This window comes from Acholeplasma laidlawii (assembly GCF_015709225.1).
GTDB classification, from domain to species: Bacteria; Bacillota_I; Bacilli_A; order Acholeplasmatales; family Acholeplasmataceae; genus Acholeplasma; species Acholeplasma laidlawii_A.
Genome location: NZ_JADNRS010000020.1, coordinates 1 through 16,194 on the forward strand (window position 1 = coordinate 1; position 16,194 = coordinate 16,194).

At 32.2% G+C, this 16,194-nt stretch carries 20 protein-coding genes and 1 riboswitch; of the genes, 13 read left to right on the forward strand and 7 right to left on the reverse strand.

Features of this window, described 5'->3' with window-relative positions:
- The 3 genes from IY230_RS01645 to tilS all read right to left on the reverse strand — a co-directional run.
- On the reverse strand, positions 1–787 hold a 787-nt coding region (locus tag IY230_RS01645; protein ID WP_196369606.1), incomplete at its 3' end, for an AAA family ATPase.
- Between the two features lie 12 nt (positions 788–799).
- Positions 800–1,339, reverse strand: a complete 540-nt coding sequence (gene hpt / locus IY230_RS01650) for a hypoxanthine phosphoribosyltransferase (protein ID WP_196369607.1) — start codon at positions 1,337–1,339, stop codon at positions 800–802.
- Between the two features lie 6 nt (positions 1,340–1,345).
- Complete coding sequence (gene tilS / locus IY230_RS01655) at positions 1,346–2,566, reverse strand: tRNA lysidine(34) synthetase TilS (protein WP_196369608.1); 1,221 nt, start codon at positions 2,564–2,566, stop codon at positions 1,346–1,348.
- Between the two features lie 63 nt (positions 2,567–2,629).
- Here tilS and IY230_RS01660 point away from each other — a divergent pair, with 63 nt between their 5' ends.
- A complete protein-coding gene (locus IY230_RS01660; protein WP_196369609.1) occupies positions 2,630–3,202 on the forward strand; it encodes a Maf family protein in 573 nt (190 codons plus the stop codon).
- A gap of 28 nt (positions 3,203–3,230) precedes the next feature.
- Complete coding sequence (locus IY230_RS01665) at positions 3,231–3,497, forward strand: DUF4097 family beta strand repeat-containing protein (RefSeq protein WP_308705596.1); 267 nt, start codon at positions 3,231–3,233, stop codon at positions 3,495–3,497.
- A 36-nt stretch (positions 3,498–3,533) separates the two neighbouring features.
- On the opposite strand, the gene hslO is transcribed toward IY230_RS01665, so the two are convergent.
- Positions 3,534–4,406 carry an Hsp33 family molecular chaperone HslO gene (gene hslO / locus IY230_RS01670; RefSeq protein ID WP_196369611.1) on the reverse strand — a complete coding sequence of 291 codons (873 nt, stop codon included), beginning with the start codon at positions 4,404–4,406 and terminating at the stop codon, positions 3,534–3,536.
- A gap of 63 nt (positions 4,407–4,469) precedes the next feature.
- Between hslO and dusB the strand changes: the two genes are divergently transcribed.
- On the forward strand, positions 4,470–5,480 hold the full coding sequence (gene dusB, locus IY230_RS01675; protein ID WP_196369612.1) for a tRNA dihydrouridine synthase DusB: 1,011 nt from the start codon (positions 4,470–4,472) through the stop codon (positions 5,478–5,480).
- Positions 5,481–5,681: 201 nt separating this feature from the next.
- The gene (locus IY230_RS01680; RefSeq protein ID WP_196369613.1) at positions 5,682–7,106 is read left to right on the forward strand and encodes a uracil-xanthine permease family protein; all 1,425 of its coding nucleotides are present in this window, start codon (positions 5,682–5,684) and stop codon (positions 7,104–7,106) included.
- Positions 7,107–7,275: 169 nt separating this feature from the next.
- On the opposite strand, the gene IY230_RS01685 is transcribed toward IY230_RS01680, so the two are convergent.
- From IY230_RS01685 to IY230_RS01695, 3 genes are all read right to left on the reverse strand, one after another.
- The gene (locus tag IY230_RS01685) at positions 7,276–8,643 is read right to left on the reverse strand and encodes an NCS2 family permease (protein WP_196369614.1); all 1,368 of its coding nucleotides are present in this window, start codon (positions 8,641–8,643) and stop codon (positions 7,276–7,278) included.
- 105 nt (positions 8,644–8,748) lie between these two features.
- Positions 8,749–8,851, reverse strand: a riboswitch (purine riboswitch).
- A gap of 68 nt (positions 8,852–8,919) precedes the next feature.
- A complete protein-coding gene (hflX, locus tag IY230_RS01690) occupies positions 8,920–10,170 on the reverse strand; it encodes a GTPase HflX (protein ID WP_196369615.1) in 1,251 nt (416 codons plus the stop codon).
- Positions 10,157–10,459, reverse strand: coding sequence for a winged helix-turn-helix transcriptional regulator (locus tag IY230_RS01695; RefSeq protein WP_069580715.1), 303 nt, complete (start codon positions 10,457–10,459; stop codon positions 10,157–10,159). The genes hflX and IY230_RS01695 overlap by 14 nt, the downstream gene beginning before the upstream one ends.
- A gap of 240 nt (positions 10,460–10,699) precedes the next feature.
- Here IY230_RS01695 and cdaA point away from each other — a divergent pair, with 240 nt between their 5' ends.
- The 9 genes from cdaA to IY230_RS01740 are packed head-to-tail and all read left to right on the forward strand — an operon-like array spanning position 10,700 to position 16,142.
- Complete coding sequence (gene cdaA, locus IY230_RS01700; protein ID WP_196369616.1) at positions 10,700–11,452, forward strand: diadenylate cyclase CdaA; 753 nt, start codon at positions 10,700–10,702, stop codon at positions 11,450–11,452.
- A 12-nt stretch (positions 11,453–11,464) separates the two neighbouring features.
- A complete protein-coding gene (locus IY230_RS01705) occupies positions 11,465–11,635 on the forward strand; it encodes a hypothetical protein (protein WP_168711718.1) in 171 nt (56 codons plus the stop codon).
- 9 nt (positions 11,636–11,644) lie between these two features.
- Positions 11,645–13,228 (forward strand): diguanylate cyclase domain-containing protein, encoded by a 1,584-nt coding sequence (locus IY230_RS01710; protein ID WP_196369617.1) that lies wholly within the window; start codon positions 11,645–11,647, stop codon positions 13,226–13,228.
- A gap of 5 nt (positions 13,229–13,233) precedes the next feature.
- The gene (locus IY230_RS01715) at positions 13,234–13,752 is read left to right on the forward strand and encodes a 5-formyltetrahydrofolate cyclo-ligase (protein WP_196369618.1); all 519 of its coding nucleotides are present in this window, start codon (positions 13,234–13,236) and stop codon (positions 13,750–13,752) included.
- Positions 13,753–13,765: 13 nt separating this feature from the next.
- Positions 13,766–14,050: a YutD family protein gene (locus IY230_RS01720; RefSeq protein WP_012243287.1), complete on the forward strand. Its 285-nt coding sequence runs from the start codon at positions 13,766–13,768 to the stop codon at positions 14,048–14,050.
- Between the two features lie 33 nt (positions 14,051–14,083).
- A complete protein-coding gene (locus IY230_RS01725; protein ID WP_012243286.1) occupies positions 14,084–14,317 on the forward strand; it encodes a NifU family protein in 234 nt (77 codons plus the stop codon).
- 1 nt (position 14,318) lies between these two features.
- Positions 14,319–14,780, forward strand: a complete 462-nt coding sequence (locus tag IY230_RS01730) for a divergent PAP2 family protein (RefSeq protein ID WP_196369619.1) — start codon at positions 14,319–14,321, stop codon at positions 14,778–14,780.
- Positions 14,758–15,594, forward strand: a complete 837-nt coding sequence (locus tag IY230_RS01735) for a DegV family protein (RefSeq protein WP_230852572.1) — start codon at positions 14,758–14,760, stop codon at positions 15,592–15,594. Before IY230_RS01730 ends, IY230_RS01735 begins: the two co-directional genes overlap by 23 nt.
- Entirely contained in the window at positions 15,591–16,142 is a 552-nt protein-coding gene (locus tag IY230_RS01740; RefSeq protein ID WP_196369621.1) for a hypothetical protein, read from the forward strand. Before IY230_RS01735 ends, IY230_RS01740 begins: the two co-directional genes overlap by 4 nt.
- The last annotated feature ends 52 nt before the right edge of the window (positions 16,143–16,194 follow it).

Consider the following 16,194-nt stretch of genomic DNA (forward strand, 5'->3'; position numbering starts at 1 on the left):
CACGGCTTGCACCAACCCCAACATATAGTTCAACGAAATCAGAACCAGAAATTGAGAAGAATGGTACTTGTGCTTCACCAGCAACTGCTTTAGCTAATAAGGTTTTACCTGTACCAGGTTGACCTACTAATAAGACACCCTTCGGTACACGAGCACCCATATCAGTATATTTCTTAGGATTCTTTAAGAAGTCAATTAACTCAGCCATTTCAGCTTTTTCTTCATCAGCACCAGCAATGTCAGAAAACTTAACTTTTCTACCTTGAGATAATTTAGCACGGTTTTTTGTAAAATCTTGAGCCTTATTAGATTGAGAACTCATCGATCTGAACATAATAACGACTAAAACAATAGGTGCTGCAATTAATAGAATGGTTGAAAGAATATTCCAGAAATCAACACTTACGTGTGGTACAAAGGATACTGTGATTGGCGCACTTGGGTTTAGTTCATTATAAGTAATGATGATATCTTGAATATTATTTAATCTATCACCATAAAGAATTATGACATAACTTCCAACACCCTCTGGAGCGTTCCCTGTTGTAAATGTACCGGTAACTTCCCATAGGTTAAAGTTATCTCCACCGACATATTCACTTCTTACTGTTGCAATCTGTCCTGATTCGATTGCTGTAATAAATTCAAATTCGTCAAACTGTTTAACTTTTGGTGCCATCATCTCTGTAAAGAAGAAGTACATACCAATTGCTAAAAGTATAATAATTACAATTACAAGATAGTCCGGACGAAGCGGGCTTCTTTTAGGTTTTTGTTGTCTATTCATATTGTTTCCTTCCTATTTTGTATATACTTCGGGTTTTAGTACCCCGATGTATGGTAAATTTCTATAATACTCATTGTAGTCTAGTCCATATCCAACAACAAATTTTTTAGGGATCGTAACTCCAATGTAATCTGGTATAAAATCAACTTTTCTACCAGATGGTTTATCTAATAAAGTAACAACCTTTACTGATTTTGCACCACGGTATTTTAATAATTCAGTAACAGTTTTTAAAGTTGCACCTGTATCAACAATATCTTCAACGATGACAACGTCTCTATCTTGTACAGAACTGTTTAGATCGTATTTGATTTTAACGTCCCCAGAGGACCGGATCCCACCGTGATAACTAGATACTGCCATAAACTGAATTTCAATGTGCGTATCAATTTTTAAGATAAGCTCAGACATAAATGGTACACAACCATTTAATAGTCCTACAAATAATGCATTCTTACCAGCATAATCATGGGTGAGTTGTTTGCCTAACTTTTCTGTAATCTCTTTAATCTGTGATTCACTTACAAGTACTTCTAGAATATCTTGATGCATATTTAGTTACTCCTTTATAGATAAGTAAATTTTATGTTCAGACCCTAGGGTCTCATTTAAATAAAGTCCAGGTATCCATAAAATGGTACCGGAACTATCCACAACGACATTTAGATTATTTCTATCACTTATTGCAATCTTCTTATCAATTAAATAGTCCTTTAATTTCTTACTACCGTAGGTAAAGGATAAACGATCCCCCGGTTTACGCTTCCTTAATTGAATAGGAAAATCCAGTTTATTATAACATAATTCTACCCAAATCTTCGGGAGGTCTACTTTATTGTGGGAAATCATGAGACAATTCTCATCATTTCGGGTCTTATTTTTATCAATATGCTCTATGTAGACAAAATCATAGGCTTTTATCATATGATAGTGCTTATTTAGTGTGATATTAATATTGGGTTTTTTAGACCTTAATTGTGCTAAAATAGTTTCGATTTTCTTAAATGTTTTGTCAATATTTAAAGACTCAAAGATTAAAGAAATAACGTCCATTTTGACAGCATCATGTAGTGCATTAAACTGGGATAAATGAAAAGATAAATCTTCACTTAAGAAGTTATTAGACTCCTTCCTAATATAAGATGCTGCTAAATAACTTTGTTTAGAAAAGTTTTTTAAATGTGTTAAAACATCGTTTTCTTCCTTTAATAAAGGGATGAGATGATGTCTTACTCGATTTCTTGAGTAAGTATCTTCTAAGTTTGTATGATCTTCATAGAATTTAATTTGATGTGTTTGTTGATAAAGATTAATTTCTTCTTTACTATAGTTTAATAAAGGTTTTAAATAGATGAATTTATCAATACAGGTAACTTCTTGCATTGCAGCATAGCCTAGGAGATTGGAACCTCTAATAAGTTTCATCATAATAGTTTCAGCTAAATCATCTAAATGATGTGCTGTAACGATATATGGTGTATGATACTGTTCTGCAATAAACTCTAGATTTCTATATCTAGCATTTCGTGACACTTCCTGAAAATTGCCATTTTTAATTTGTAATTTGATATAATGGTAAGGAATATGATGAAGTGTACACATGGATTCAACCAGTTCGTGATCTAAAATAGATTCAGCGCGCTTTTGGTGATTAAAATGAACAACAACAAAATTTAGGTTATGTTTAATAAATAAATCAAACAATACCATGGAGTCAACACCTCCAGATACTGCAAGAACATATAATTTTGTTGAATCAAGTTTCAATTTTAAAGCCATTTTTTCACCACATTTTTATAATTTATATACTAAATATTATATCATGTATAGGGAGAGATTATTATGTTAATATTAGGTTCCGGGTCGGCCAGAAGAAAAGAACTACTTGAAAGTGCAAGTATTGACTTTTTATTGGTGCCAAGTGACTATGATGAAAGCCAAGTAGCATTTGAAGGTGATACACTTAAATATGTAGAAACTATTGCAGAAAATAAAGCAAATGCACTACTTGATAAATATCCTCTTGATGTTATTTTAACGGCAGATACAGTTGTAGAAGTTGATGGAGAAATTTTAGGTAAACCCAAAGATATAGAAGATGCACAGAAAATGCTTCAATTACTTAACGATAAAACACATCATGTTTACACAGGTGTTTGTATCGTAAGTAAAGATAAAAAAGAAGTATTTGTAGAATCTGCAAGTGTAACATTTAATAAACTAAGTACTTTAGATATTGAAAGTTACATTCAAACCAAAGAACCAATGGATAAAGCGGGTGCTTACGCTATTCAAGGTATTGGTGCTAAATTGATTAAACACTATGATGGTGATTTTCATACGATCATGGGCTTACCATTAAAATTAGTTTTAAAAAAACTAAAGGACTTTAATATTGTACCTAATTTAAAATGAAATTAACTAAAACCTATAAATCAATTCGATAACTGATACTTTAACAGCTACTGTGAGTGCTGGGAATGTAACAGTAGAACAGACGAATGCTTTAAGTTACACATTAAAATCTTCTGCTGGAAATGTCCTATTAAGGCTAAATAGTGATATTAGTAATTATCAATTTAAACTCTCAACAAGTGCAGGGGACGCGCGAATTAATGGTTCTAAGGTATCTAATACATGTCAAAGTGGAACAGACAGTTTAGTCGATGTTAAAACAAGTGCAGGTAATATAAATATTTATACAAACTAACAAAAAAGGGATGAAATTTTTCATCCCTTTTTAATGCTATTTTGAAGCAATCATCTTAGTTAAATCTTCACTCGTATAAATGTACTTTTTATTACAGTACTGACAAACCACTTCAGCTTGTCCATCTTCGTGTAAGATATCTTCAAGTGCTTGTTTGTTTAATCTTGAAAGTGCATCGAAGTATTTTTTACGGCTACAACCACAGTGGTATTTGATTTCATGTTTTTCTAAAATTTCACCAGTGTTATCGGATAATATATTAATCATATCTTCCGGTGTGTGGTTACTTTTTAATAAATCGGTAACTGAATTGATTTTTGAAATGATTGATTCTAGTTGGTTGAGTGTTTTTTCACTAGCGTGTGGAAGTACTTGAATAATAAAACCACCAGCTTGAATCACCCTTTTACCACGAGATACCAAAACACCTAAACCAACGGCGGATGGTGTTTGTTCACTGGTTGCATAGTAGTAAGTGAAATCATCACCAATTTCTCCTGTTTGAAGAGGAGAACTTGAGGTGAAATAATTTTCTTTCCAGTCTTTGGTAACACTTAATGTGCCTGCACCAACTGCAGCACCAACATTAAGTTTACCCATCTTAGGTCCTTCACCGTAGACTAGGTAGACATTTGGATTTTGGATTGTAGAACGAACAACCCCATTTTTCGCCTCAACAGTCATTTGTCCGATTGGACCATCACCATCTATTTTTAGGGTAAGTCTTTCACCGTCTTTATGCATTAAAGACATCATCGCAGATGCCGTTAAAAATCTGCCCATTGCAGCAGATGCGGTTGGAAGTGTTTTATGTAACTTTCTAGATTTTTCAACTAAATTTGTTGAAACAGATGTATAAATTCTTATTTCTTGATTGTAAGCTAATGCAATTAATGTGTAATCTTTCATATAATAAACCTCAAATCCTATTATAACCTATAATGTATGTTAAAATAACACTCGGTGATAAATATGAGTTTCAAATTGGGAAATTATGTTGTAGAAAATAAATTAATCTTAGCGCCTATGGCCGGAGTATCCAACCATCCATTTAGATTAATGGCGCGTCAATTAGGTGCAGGTGTTGTTTTTGCAGAGATGGTATCCGATAAGGCTATCTTTTTTCAAAACCCTAAAACACTTCAAATGCTTTATATGACCGTTGAAGAAAAACCGGCCGCTCAACAAATCTTTGGTAGTGATTTAGAAACAATGGTTGAAGCGGCAATGTTTATTGATAAACATTCAAATTGTGATTTTATTGATATTAATATGGGTTGTCCTGTACCAAAGGTGGCAATTGGTGCTCAAGCAGGTGCTTCTTTAATGAAAGATCCTCAAAAAATATATGATATTGTAAAAGCTATTAAAGAAAAAGTATCTAAACCAGTAACTGTAAAAATTAGAAGTGGTTGGGATAGTGAATCTGTTAATGCTGTTGAGGTTGCTAAAATGATCGAAAAAGCAGGCGCATCATTAATAACTGTACATGCACGTACACGCGCACAAGGTTATTCAGGTGAACCTGATTTAGATGTTATTAAAGCGGTTAAAGAAGCAGTATCTATTCCAGTTATTGGTAATGGAAATATTGTTGATGGTAAAAGTGCTAAGCATATGTTAGAGTATACAGGTTGTGATGCCGTAATGATTGGTAGAGCATCGCTTGGTAACCCATGGATATTTAGAGAAATTAATGCATATTTAAATGGTGAAGAAGCGCCTGTGCGTACATATGAAGAAGTTAAAACTTTAATGATTAGACATTTTGATGATCTAGCAAAACTAAAAGGTGAACATACCGCATGTTTAGAAATGCGTTCACATGGTCCTTGGTATTTAAAAGGATTACCCAAAGCAAGCCAAGTACGTGCAAAATTAGCACGTACAACCAATAGAGCAGAGTATATGGAAAACTTAGAAATGTATTTTGATGATGTGATGAGCACACACGGTAACGTCATTGAAATAACTGAGTCATAAAAATATCCTCTATTTTAAAATTCATATATTTCTTTTGATTAAAGTACTTGCATTTGGTTTTAAGCTTTGATATACTTGGATGAAATGTAAGTCCTAAAGAGAGCACTTTAAGGTCGAAACAGAACACACCTTCTAATTAGGCACTTGATAAAGTGTCTTTTTTTTAGGAAAAATTACATTTTAAAAAAGGAGAAGATACATATGAAAGAAAGAGACATCGTTGGATACTTACCTGATGATAAACCAACATTAGGTAAATCAATAGTATTTGCCCTACAACAGTTTCTGGTCATGCTACCAGCAACCGTATTAGCGGCAATCATAATGAATGGTTTTGGATTAGAACTCTATTCCATACCAGCAGCAATATTAGCAAGCGGGATTGCTACAATTACCTTCTTATTGGTAACGAATTTTAAAATCCCATTATATTATGGTTCATCATTTTCATATATTGGAGCTGTTGCTATTGTCGTAACATATGGTGTTGACAATCTAGCTTCATCATCTACAGTTTTAGGGTCTGTTTTAATTGCTTCCGTCTTGAGCGGATTAATGTCAATTGGAGCGGGCCTTTTAATTAGGTATTTTGGCAAAGACAAGATTGATAAGGTTTTACCTGGTCATATCACAGGTATGATTGCTATGATCATCGGCCTTGTCTTATCAGAAAATGTTATGAATGGTATATTAAATACAGGACCAAATGGTGTGGATTGGTTAAGTGTATTAGTATCTATGGTAACATTCTTAGCAATTGCTATCATGACTGTTATATTAAAGAAAGGATTTGTTTCACAAATTCCAATCTTAATTGGTGTTATTGTAGGTGTTGTAGTTTCTTACATGGTTTGGGTACCAAGTTTAGGTAGTAGCTGGTCATTTAATAACTTATCAGTATATTTTGACGGAATCATGAATACTCAAACAGTATCCATGTTAGATGTCATGCCATGGGTTACAATTCCTGCAGCGTTTAAATTACCAGAACTCATTGGTGTAGCGCTTATTGCAATCTTCCCGATTGCATTTGCAACTATTCCTGAATCTGCAGCGCACGTAAATCAAATAGATTTATATGTGAATAACTTATCTAACCATAAAGACGGTAAAGATTATAAGATTAGAGAAATGCTTGACATCAATCTTATTGGTGATGGTATTGGTGATATTGTAGCAGTATTAAGTGGTGGACCTGCTGGAACCAATTATGGAGAAAATGTCAGTGCATCCGCAGTCACTAAAAACTTTTCAAGCTATGTGTTCTTAATAACTGGTATTCTAGCAATAATAGTAGGTCTATTACTAGAGGTATTAAACTTAGGTAACTTAAGTCTAATACTGACAAATCCTGTGGTTCAAGGTGTATCACTTTACTTATTTGGAGCAATCGCAGTTCAAGGCATTGCATTAATGATTGAAAAAAAGGTCGATATCTTTGATTCCAAAGTTGTAGCAGTCATGGCATTTATTGGTATTGTAGGTCTAGGTGTGGACTCTATACCAGTTACCTCAAACTTTGTCTTACCAGGTATTGGCGTTGCTGCATTAGGTGGGATACTGCTAAACCTATGTTTGAACTTATTAGATAAGAAGGCAAAATCAAAAGATCAACCTAAAGCATAATATAGACAATATAAATATAGATATAAATTTAGTGGATGAGTATATAAAAAACAACATAAAATGGTTTTTGTTTATATTGTTAGAAGATTCAAACATCTAATTAACATAGAAAAAGAGTTCACTTTCAGCTAAGTGAACTCTTTTGTTTAAGTACTTAAAATTTTATGTATTAAATGAGGTTTGCAGTTAAGATGAAGTATACAACAAACAATACACTTGATCCATAAATAATTGGGTGAACACCTTTATACTCACCACGAACAAGTTTAATTAAAGTATAGATGATAAATCCAAATGCGATACCATCAGCAATACTTGATGTAAAGATCATACCAGCAATAACAACAAATGCTGTAATTGCAGAAGTCATGTTTGACCAATCAATTTCTTTTAATTGTTGAGACATTAACACACCAACTAATACAAGTGCACCTAGTGTAACAGATGAATGTGTAAAGATATTAAAGATTGGAAATAATGCTAAAGATAATAAGAATAATAGTGCAACCACAACAGATGAGAGTCCTGTTTTAGCACCAGCTTCAACCCCTGTTGTAGATTCTACATAAGAAGTAATTTCAGGTGTACCTAGTGTAGAAGAAACGAGTGTACCAATAGAGTCAGCAAGTAGTGCTTTATCTAAATTAGGAATATTACCTTCACTATCTTCTAAACCAGCAGATTTACCAACAGCTACTAAGGTACCAGCTGTATCGAAGATATCCACAAATAATAGAGCAAATACTAAGAATAGTGTAGTAAATATTGGTTGTGTAAACACAGTTTTAAAGCCTTCAAATACACCAACAAATGCAACATTAGGAATATCTGCAAATGCATCATAATTGAATTCACCAAAGGATGGCATATTTTGAACACCAAGTTCACCTAATAGTAAACCAACCAGTGCTGTAACAACGATAGATATAATAAATGAGAATTTAGAAATACCGTGTTTTACAGAGTGTACAATGAAGATTAAAACAACACTAAATAGTCCAAGTAAGACAGAAGGGCTTGTAAGATCACCTAATTCTAATTGACCATTCCAAACAAAAACACCGGATAAACGTAAACCTACAAAAGCAATAAAGAAACCGATACCTACACCAATTGCAGCTTTAAGATCTTGTGGGATTGCTTGTATAAGGGTACGTCTTAATGGTGTTAATGAAATAAGTAAGAATAAAAGTCCACCAATAAAACTTAATGCAAGTGCTTCTTGCCATGTGAAGCCGTATTGACCAATAATGACACCTACAAAGAATGCATTCACACCCATACCAGGTGCTAAACCAATTGGTAGGTTTGCAAGTAGAGCCATCACCATGGTTGCGATAAATGCACCAACTACAGTTGCAAAGAATACACCACCATAAGGAATACCTGCTTGGCCAGACCATAATCCAGATGCAATACCAGGATTTACGACTAAAATATAGCTCATCGCTAAGAATGTGACAATACCACCAATAATTTCTGCACGGAAAGTCGCGCCGCGTTCTTCAAACTTGAAGAACTTTTTAATTTGATTCATTTATGATTCTCCTTTTTCTTTTTTGTTTGAAAGGATGTCAAAAACAAAAAAAACCATTTGAACTTGCTGAAGGTACAAAGGGTTTCTATCTACATGACAACTTAAAAAAGAAAAGTTGCTCATCGTAGTCGCAATATTTACGGTATTGCGGTAGAAACTCTGGCCACCATATTTAGCCAATTATACGACAAAACTATCAAACATGGGAAAAGTATATCATGTGAAAATTAAATTTGCAATAAGTCAATTGTATAGAATGTGTAAATTTTTAAAAATTTAATTAATGATATAAGATTTATATAAATTATAAAGATAAGGTGTAAGGACAACTTTAACAAACATACCATCAGCAGTGTAGTTTGTTTCAATAATGGTTGTATCTGATTTTAGACGTTCATAAATAGAACCCTTATCAAAAGGAAGTAGTAGTTTAAATATCCTTGAGTCCTTATAGATATGTGCACTAATTGCTTGATATAAGTCATTCATACCTTCACCAGTTTTATTAGAGATTAATAAATAATCTTCTAATATATTTGGTTGATGTACTAATAAGTCTCTTTTAGTCACTACAAGTAATCTTGGAGTTTCTTCTAACCCAAGATCTTTAATGACTTGTTTAGTAAAGTTTATTTGCAGCGGACTATAGTTTTTACCATCAACAATATGTAAGATAAGATCAGCTGTTGCAATATCTGCTAGAGTAGATTCAAAAGATTTAATTAACTCTGGTGGTAGTTTAGATATAAAACCTACGGTATCAATTAAGATAAAAGGTGGTTGATTGTCTTTTTGAATTCGTTTAGATTTCGTGTCTAGTGTAGCAAACAACATATCCTTTTCAAACACTTCAGTTTTATTTGTACCATATAGATTAGATAAATGATTCATTAAAGAAGACTTACCGGCATTGGTATAACCAACAAGTGCTACAACCGGAATACTATTTTTAGAACGACGTTTTCTAGATTCACCACGCTCTTTTTTTATAGCTTCAAGTGATGCTCTTAAACGTGTGATTTCCATATTTAATCGACGTCTATCTGTTTCCAATTTGGTTTCACCAGGCCCTTTAGCGTTAAATGAACCACCACCTTGTCTAGATAGAGATTTACCCATACCAGCTAAACGTGGTAGCATGTAAAGCTTTTGGGCAAGTGCAACTTCAAGCATAGCCTGTTTGGTTTGAGCTCTTAATGCAAAAATCTGTAAAATTAAGAAGGCACGGTCAAATATCTGAACCTCTAAAGCCTCTTCTAAATTTCTGATTTGGGCAGGGGATAAGGTATCATCAAAAATAACCATATCCACATTTAAGATATCTATCATTTGTTTGATTTCTAAAACTTTTCCACTACCAATAAAAAACTTAGGTTCGATTTTATCATTGGATTGAATCACTTTATCCACAGTCTTTATTTGAACAGCTTTTGCTAATTCCTCTAATTCATCAAGTGATTGCTCGCAAGCCTCATAATTACCTTGATAATTAAGTGCAACTAAAATAGCTCTATCAAGCTTTTGCATATATTTCTCCCCATTTTCTAAGTGCATCTATCACAAGTTTTAAACTATAACCTAATTCAGTTAATTCATATTCTACTTTAGGTGGTACAACCGGGTAAACAGTTCTTGTAAGTAATCCATTACTTTCAAGAGCTCTTAAATTTTGAGTTAATACTTTTTGAGAGATATTACCAATAGAGTTTTTAAGTTCTGAAAAACGCATCTTACCATCCATAAGATCACGTATAATTAAAAACTTCCATTTATCTCCAAATAAGTTGACTGCACGTTCTACTGAACAACTTTGCATATGACACCTCCATGGTTTACATTAGTAAGATAGTATCTTTTTGATACCTTGATTATATCACGCACATTTATCAATACATAGTCATCTAGATAAATATGTGACATTATATAGAATCAAGATAAGTAGAAGATAATCTTTTAACTTGCATAAATCAGTCATTAATACAAAGTATATATAAGAAAACGTAAGGTATTATGATATAATCATAATTGAACTTGACAATAATAAGAAGGTGATTATATGCCAGATTGGGCTGTAAATTTAGATTGGTGGAGTATCTTAGACTTCTATTTAATCTACATATTAGTTTTATTAATACTTAAATTCGTTTTATATAATAAACGTGTTTTTTCCATGTTCCTGCTTTATATCATTATTTGGCTTCTATTTGGTTTAGCAGATTTCTTAGGACTAAAAATGGCAAGTGGTGCATATGATCAATTACCAGTGTTATTACTAATATTTATTATTGTTGTGGGTGCGCCAGACTTTAGATTAACACTGGAATCCTTATGGAAAGAAACAACAAGACAAGGTGCAGTCATTATGGGTAGTGAGCGCACCAAATCTGAAATCATTAAGGCTGCACTTTCATTATCTAAACAAAGTATTGGTGGTTTAATTACAATTGAAAAACATAATAACTTAGACCAATATGCTCAAAGAGCTATTACCTTAAACTCAGAAGTATCACACGAACTACTTATTAATGTATTTACACCAAACACACCACTACATGATGGTGCAGTGATCGTACGTGGAGATAAAATTGTCTGTGCGGGTGCCTACTTTATTTTATCCAGTAATGACAATTTTGAGAAGACCACAGGTTCAAGACACCGTGCAGCATTAGGTATATCAGAAATTACGGACTCACTTACAGTTGTAGTATCAGAGGAAACTGGCTCTATTTCTTTAGCGATTAACGGTGTCATGACAAAAATGAAAGATGAAAGTACTTTAAATGAGTATTTATCATTATTCATGAAGTAGGAGGATGTTCTAATGAAAACATTTTTTAAGTTCTTAGTGGAACCAATTAGATATCTTGGATCTAGAGGATTTGCAGAAACAGTTGTTAAATTCTTTGACCGCCATGAGTGGCTAATTTACGTTGTAGCATTTATTGTGACTTTATTTATTATGTTCATGATATATGTTCAACCAGTATTGTAGGTATAAGTTATGTTAGCATATGCACAACATCCAATATTTGGCCTTATTATCGCATTTTTCATTGTGGTATTTGTAGTAACTGAATCGATATTAAAAGAGAATGTATTAAAAAACAGATTAACTTTCTCATTTATTAATATTGCAATTTTCATCGTTCTATTCTTTATTTACGAAACGCGCATTGTTACCAATGAAGACTGGTTACTTGGTTATGTAATCTACTTATACTTTACCTACTTCATCTTTTTAATTTCTCTTTATAATACATTTAGAAATGCAATCACAAACGCAAGTCAATATCAACTCTTTATTAAGGGTGTTAAAAATACAAAGTGGAACGTCTATTATGTAGTCGACCATAAAGAACGTATTAAAGATATATCCATATCACTTCTAAGAGAACTGAATTTAGATAAAGCGGATGTGGTTGGTAAAAAGTTATTTTCCGTATTTGGTACAAAAATTCGCTTTACCAAACTAAATGGTGAAGATGTTAATAATAGAACTATTGAAAAATATTATAATGATTACAAAAAAACTGTAAAAGCAAACGATAGTGAAGATCAAGAACTACATTTTTTAAACTTCAACGGAGAAACCGTAATACTTCATTTAAATATGCAGCCACTCTTTGCACTTGGTAAATATAGAGGCCGTATGTGCGTAGGTGAAAAGAAAACAGATGAAGCATTAATGGTTGTTGAAAGAGAACTTAAAAAAGTAGACCATGAACTTGAAAGTATCAGGCACAAATTTATTGCAACCCTAGAGTTATCAGAAGATGGTCTATTCTATATAGATTTAGATGAAAAAACAATTTGGGTCAATGATATTGTTAGAGATCAACTAAAACTACCGACTAACATCTTAAATGTGGATGACTACAGAGCTTTAATTGATGCAGATGATATCAAAAAATATCTACAAGTTACAAATGACCTTACACCTAATAAAGCGAGCTACTCAGTCAGCTATAGATTATTAGTGGATGGACAATCCATGTGGGTAAAAGAAAAAGGTAAACGTTTATTTGAAGATAAACAAAATGCAGTCATCATGGGTATTATGACACCAATGCATTCTAAGCACTTCAGAAAAACCGGTATAGAAATACTTGATACCATTAAAGATGAAAACTACATACTACCTGATTTGAAAGCATTAATCAAAACAACAAGACCTTTCCAATTAGCAATTATCAACCTAAAAAATATACCTAAAATCAATGAGATGTATGGCAGAGAAGTAGGAAATATGTTAATGGGGCAATATATCTCTAAACTCAAGCAAACCTTTGTTACAGAAAGTTCAGATCTTTATAGATTATCTGGATTAGAATTTGTCTTAACAATTACAGACCAAAGAAAAATGGCTTCACTTTATAAAGGCATCAAGGCAGAAGAAAATCATTTAAACATGACCATTGAATATGGTTCAATTACTGCAGAACTTGAAGTATTTGTAGGTGTAGCACAGATGTATGATGATGCAGTCAATGCACAGGATCTATTCCAAAATGCATCTATGGCATTAAAAACTGCTCAATTACCACAGTATAGGGGGCAAGGATGTTATTTTAAAGACATCAAGTAAAGTATATGAAAAAAGTACTAAGAAAACAAATCATTGAAGCACGACTAGGGATAAGTCAAGAAAAAAGATTACAATCAAGTAAAAAAGTAATGGATATGCTTATGGAAGAAGAACACTTCTTAAAGGCAGATTTTGTAGGTATTTTTTATCCGACTCAAAATGAAATGGATTTAACACCGTTAATAGAAAAATATCCTGACAAAATATTTGCTTATCCAAAAATAGTAAATGATAAAATACAATTTTTACAAGTAGATAAAACAATTGAACTCAAAAAATCACACTTTGGTGTATCAGAACCAAGTTACGGATTTGATATCACCTCAAAACTTGAAGTGATCATCGTCCCTGCACTTGGTATGACTAAAAACAATTACCGATTAGGTTACGGCAAGGGATATTATGATAAATTTTTCAAAGTTTATCAAAATCCATATAAAATTGGTATAATTTATGAACAAGAAGAAGTATCTTTTGAACCACAAGCTCATGATGTGCCATTAGATACCTACTTTAAGGGTTAGGAAGAAAATAAAAATGATGATTGAAACAGAAGTAGGAAATTTTGAACTACTTAAAAATTACAGAGATGCATTTGATATTGTTAAATTCCAAGAACGTTATGTAGATGTCGCATTTGATCGTTATACATACATCGTTGGAGATATCGCAAGTGATAAATTAAGACTTAGAGGTTTTAGTCAAGACCCTAAAGGAACAAATGGTTATAAAAAAATTCCAGACTACATTAATGAATCTTGTAACCATAATTGCCCTTTTTTCGTTCTTAAAAGAGTAAAACCGGTTGAAACTAAAGTATAATAGTTGTGTAGTTAAAAAAAGGAGCATTGTAGAATGAGTATAGAAGTAATGACTGAACAAGTAGGTCAAATTATTAAAAGAGTAAGACCATATATTCAAAGAGACGGCGGCGATATTGAACTCGTCAATATAGAAGATGGTATCGTCTACGTTAAAATGGGTGGCGCATGCGACGGATGTGCTGCAATTGATATTACCTTAAAACAAGGTATAGAAACAATGATGCTGGAAAATGTTCCTGGTATTATTGCAGTGGTGACAGTATAATATGTTTACAGTACCTGAAGCAGTCCTAATTATATCCATATCAGCCATGTTAATTGCTCAGGTGAGTAAGTTTTTTATTGATGGTTTGATAAATAAAAAATTAAATGAAAGTATTTTAATTTCTACTGGTGGTATGCCATCAAGTCATAGCGCACTTGTTACAGCTTTATTTGTATCGATTGGTATGTTTGATTATCATAATCAAGGTACATTAAGTATTGGTTTTGCTATTTCATTTGTCATAGCATTAGTTGTTATTCATGATTCCATGGGTATCAGACTAGAAGCAAGTAAACACGCTATGGAATTAAATATTATTAAATATAGATTAAACATGATTGAAAATATCGATATTGAAGAAAAGAAACTAAAAGAAAAACTTGGTCACAAACCAAAAGAAGTTTTAGTGGGCATCTTATTAGGTGCATTTATTGGTGTGATTGGCTTCTTTATATTTAAGTAATATGAGCAAAATAGGGATAATTTTAGACTCAATTTTAGATAAGCAAAAAATTGAAAACATTTTTAAAGATGCGTCTGACGTGTCTTTATCTTTTATTGAGACCGAAGTGATTAAAACTGACCTAAATATATCCGAAAAGGGTATTCAAAAATTAGCAAACCCTAAAGATTATATTGATGAAGTAAAAGCGTTTCATGATTCGGGTATATATAATATACTCATTATAACTTCTAGTAAGAAGATGACTAGAAGTTATGAAAATGCACTACTTGCAAAAGATATACTTAAAGATATTAAAGTAGATATTGTCGATGCACATACATTTGGGCCGGGTATCTATTATTTATCGATGTGTATTAAAATTTGGATCAGTAAAAATTACTCATACCAAAAAATTAAAGAACTTCTTAAAGTACAAGTAGATAAAGGTATGACAATTGTTGTAACATCAAACCCAAGATACAAGGAAACTAGATCCCGGTTTCAAAACTTACTTAGCCCATGGGTAGTAGGCTACCTTGTTGTATCATCAAACAACTATGAAGTTAAACAAGTAATGTATAAACAAAAAAATATCATTGATATTTTATATCAACAAATATTAGGATTTAAAGGTTTTAAAGATAAGATAAATATTTTTGTATATAGTGGAAAATTCGGCGCAAAAGCAAAGCTTTTACAACACGAACTCTATACGAAAAATAAGGATTTAAATATTACTTTATATGGAGAGGTAAGTTCTCAGGTGACGACTTATTTTGGAGATGACATGTATGGTGTATATTTAGGTTATTATGAGGAGATGGATTTATGACACTTACTAAAAGACAATGGATAATGTTTACACTTTTTATCATAGAACTTTCTTATGTACTTTTTACATCAGCACTTGTAGGAAGTCTCTTAGTTATTTCTAGTAGTTTATCAACACTTTTATTCTTAGGTGCACTTTATTTAGAACATAACTACAACTCAAAACGTATGTTATTACTTGCAGGGGTTTGGCTCATTGTAAATATGATATTTTCGATGATTCAAGTCTTTCCGGTACTTATATCAAATTTTAATACGGACTTAATGTTTGATGTGATTGTTGTTATCTTACTTTATGTAGGTATATATAAGTTTTCAATGATGTACTACCAAGGTAACTTTTATAGAAGAAATGAAAATATATTAGTATCAATATTAGTGGTTCCAACCATCTTAATCGTTGGCTATCAACTCTATTTATATTTAAAGCTTCCGTTAATTGGAAATCCACTTGAAATTTCTTATGTTTTTATCGGTTTTATATCTAGAATGATTATCCCGTTAGCTATTTTAACCTATACATGGTTACGACATAAAAATATAGAATAAATCATTCTTTAGAATTAAATCTTATAAAGGTAGAAGATAAACCATAAATGAA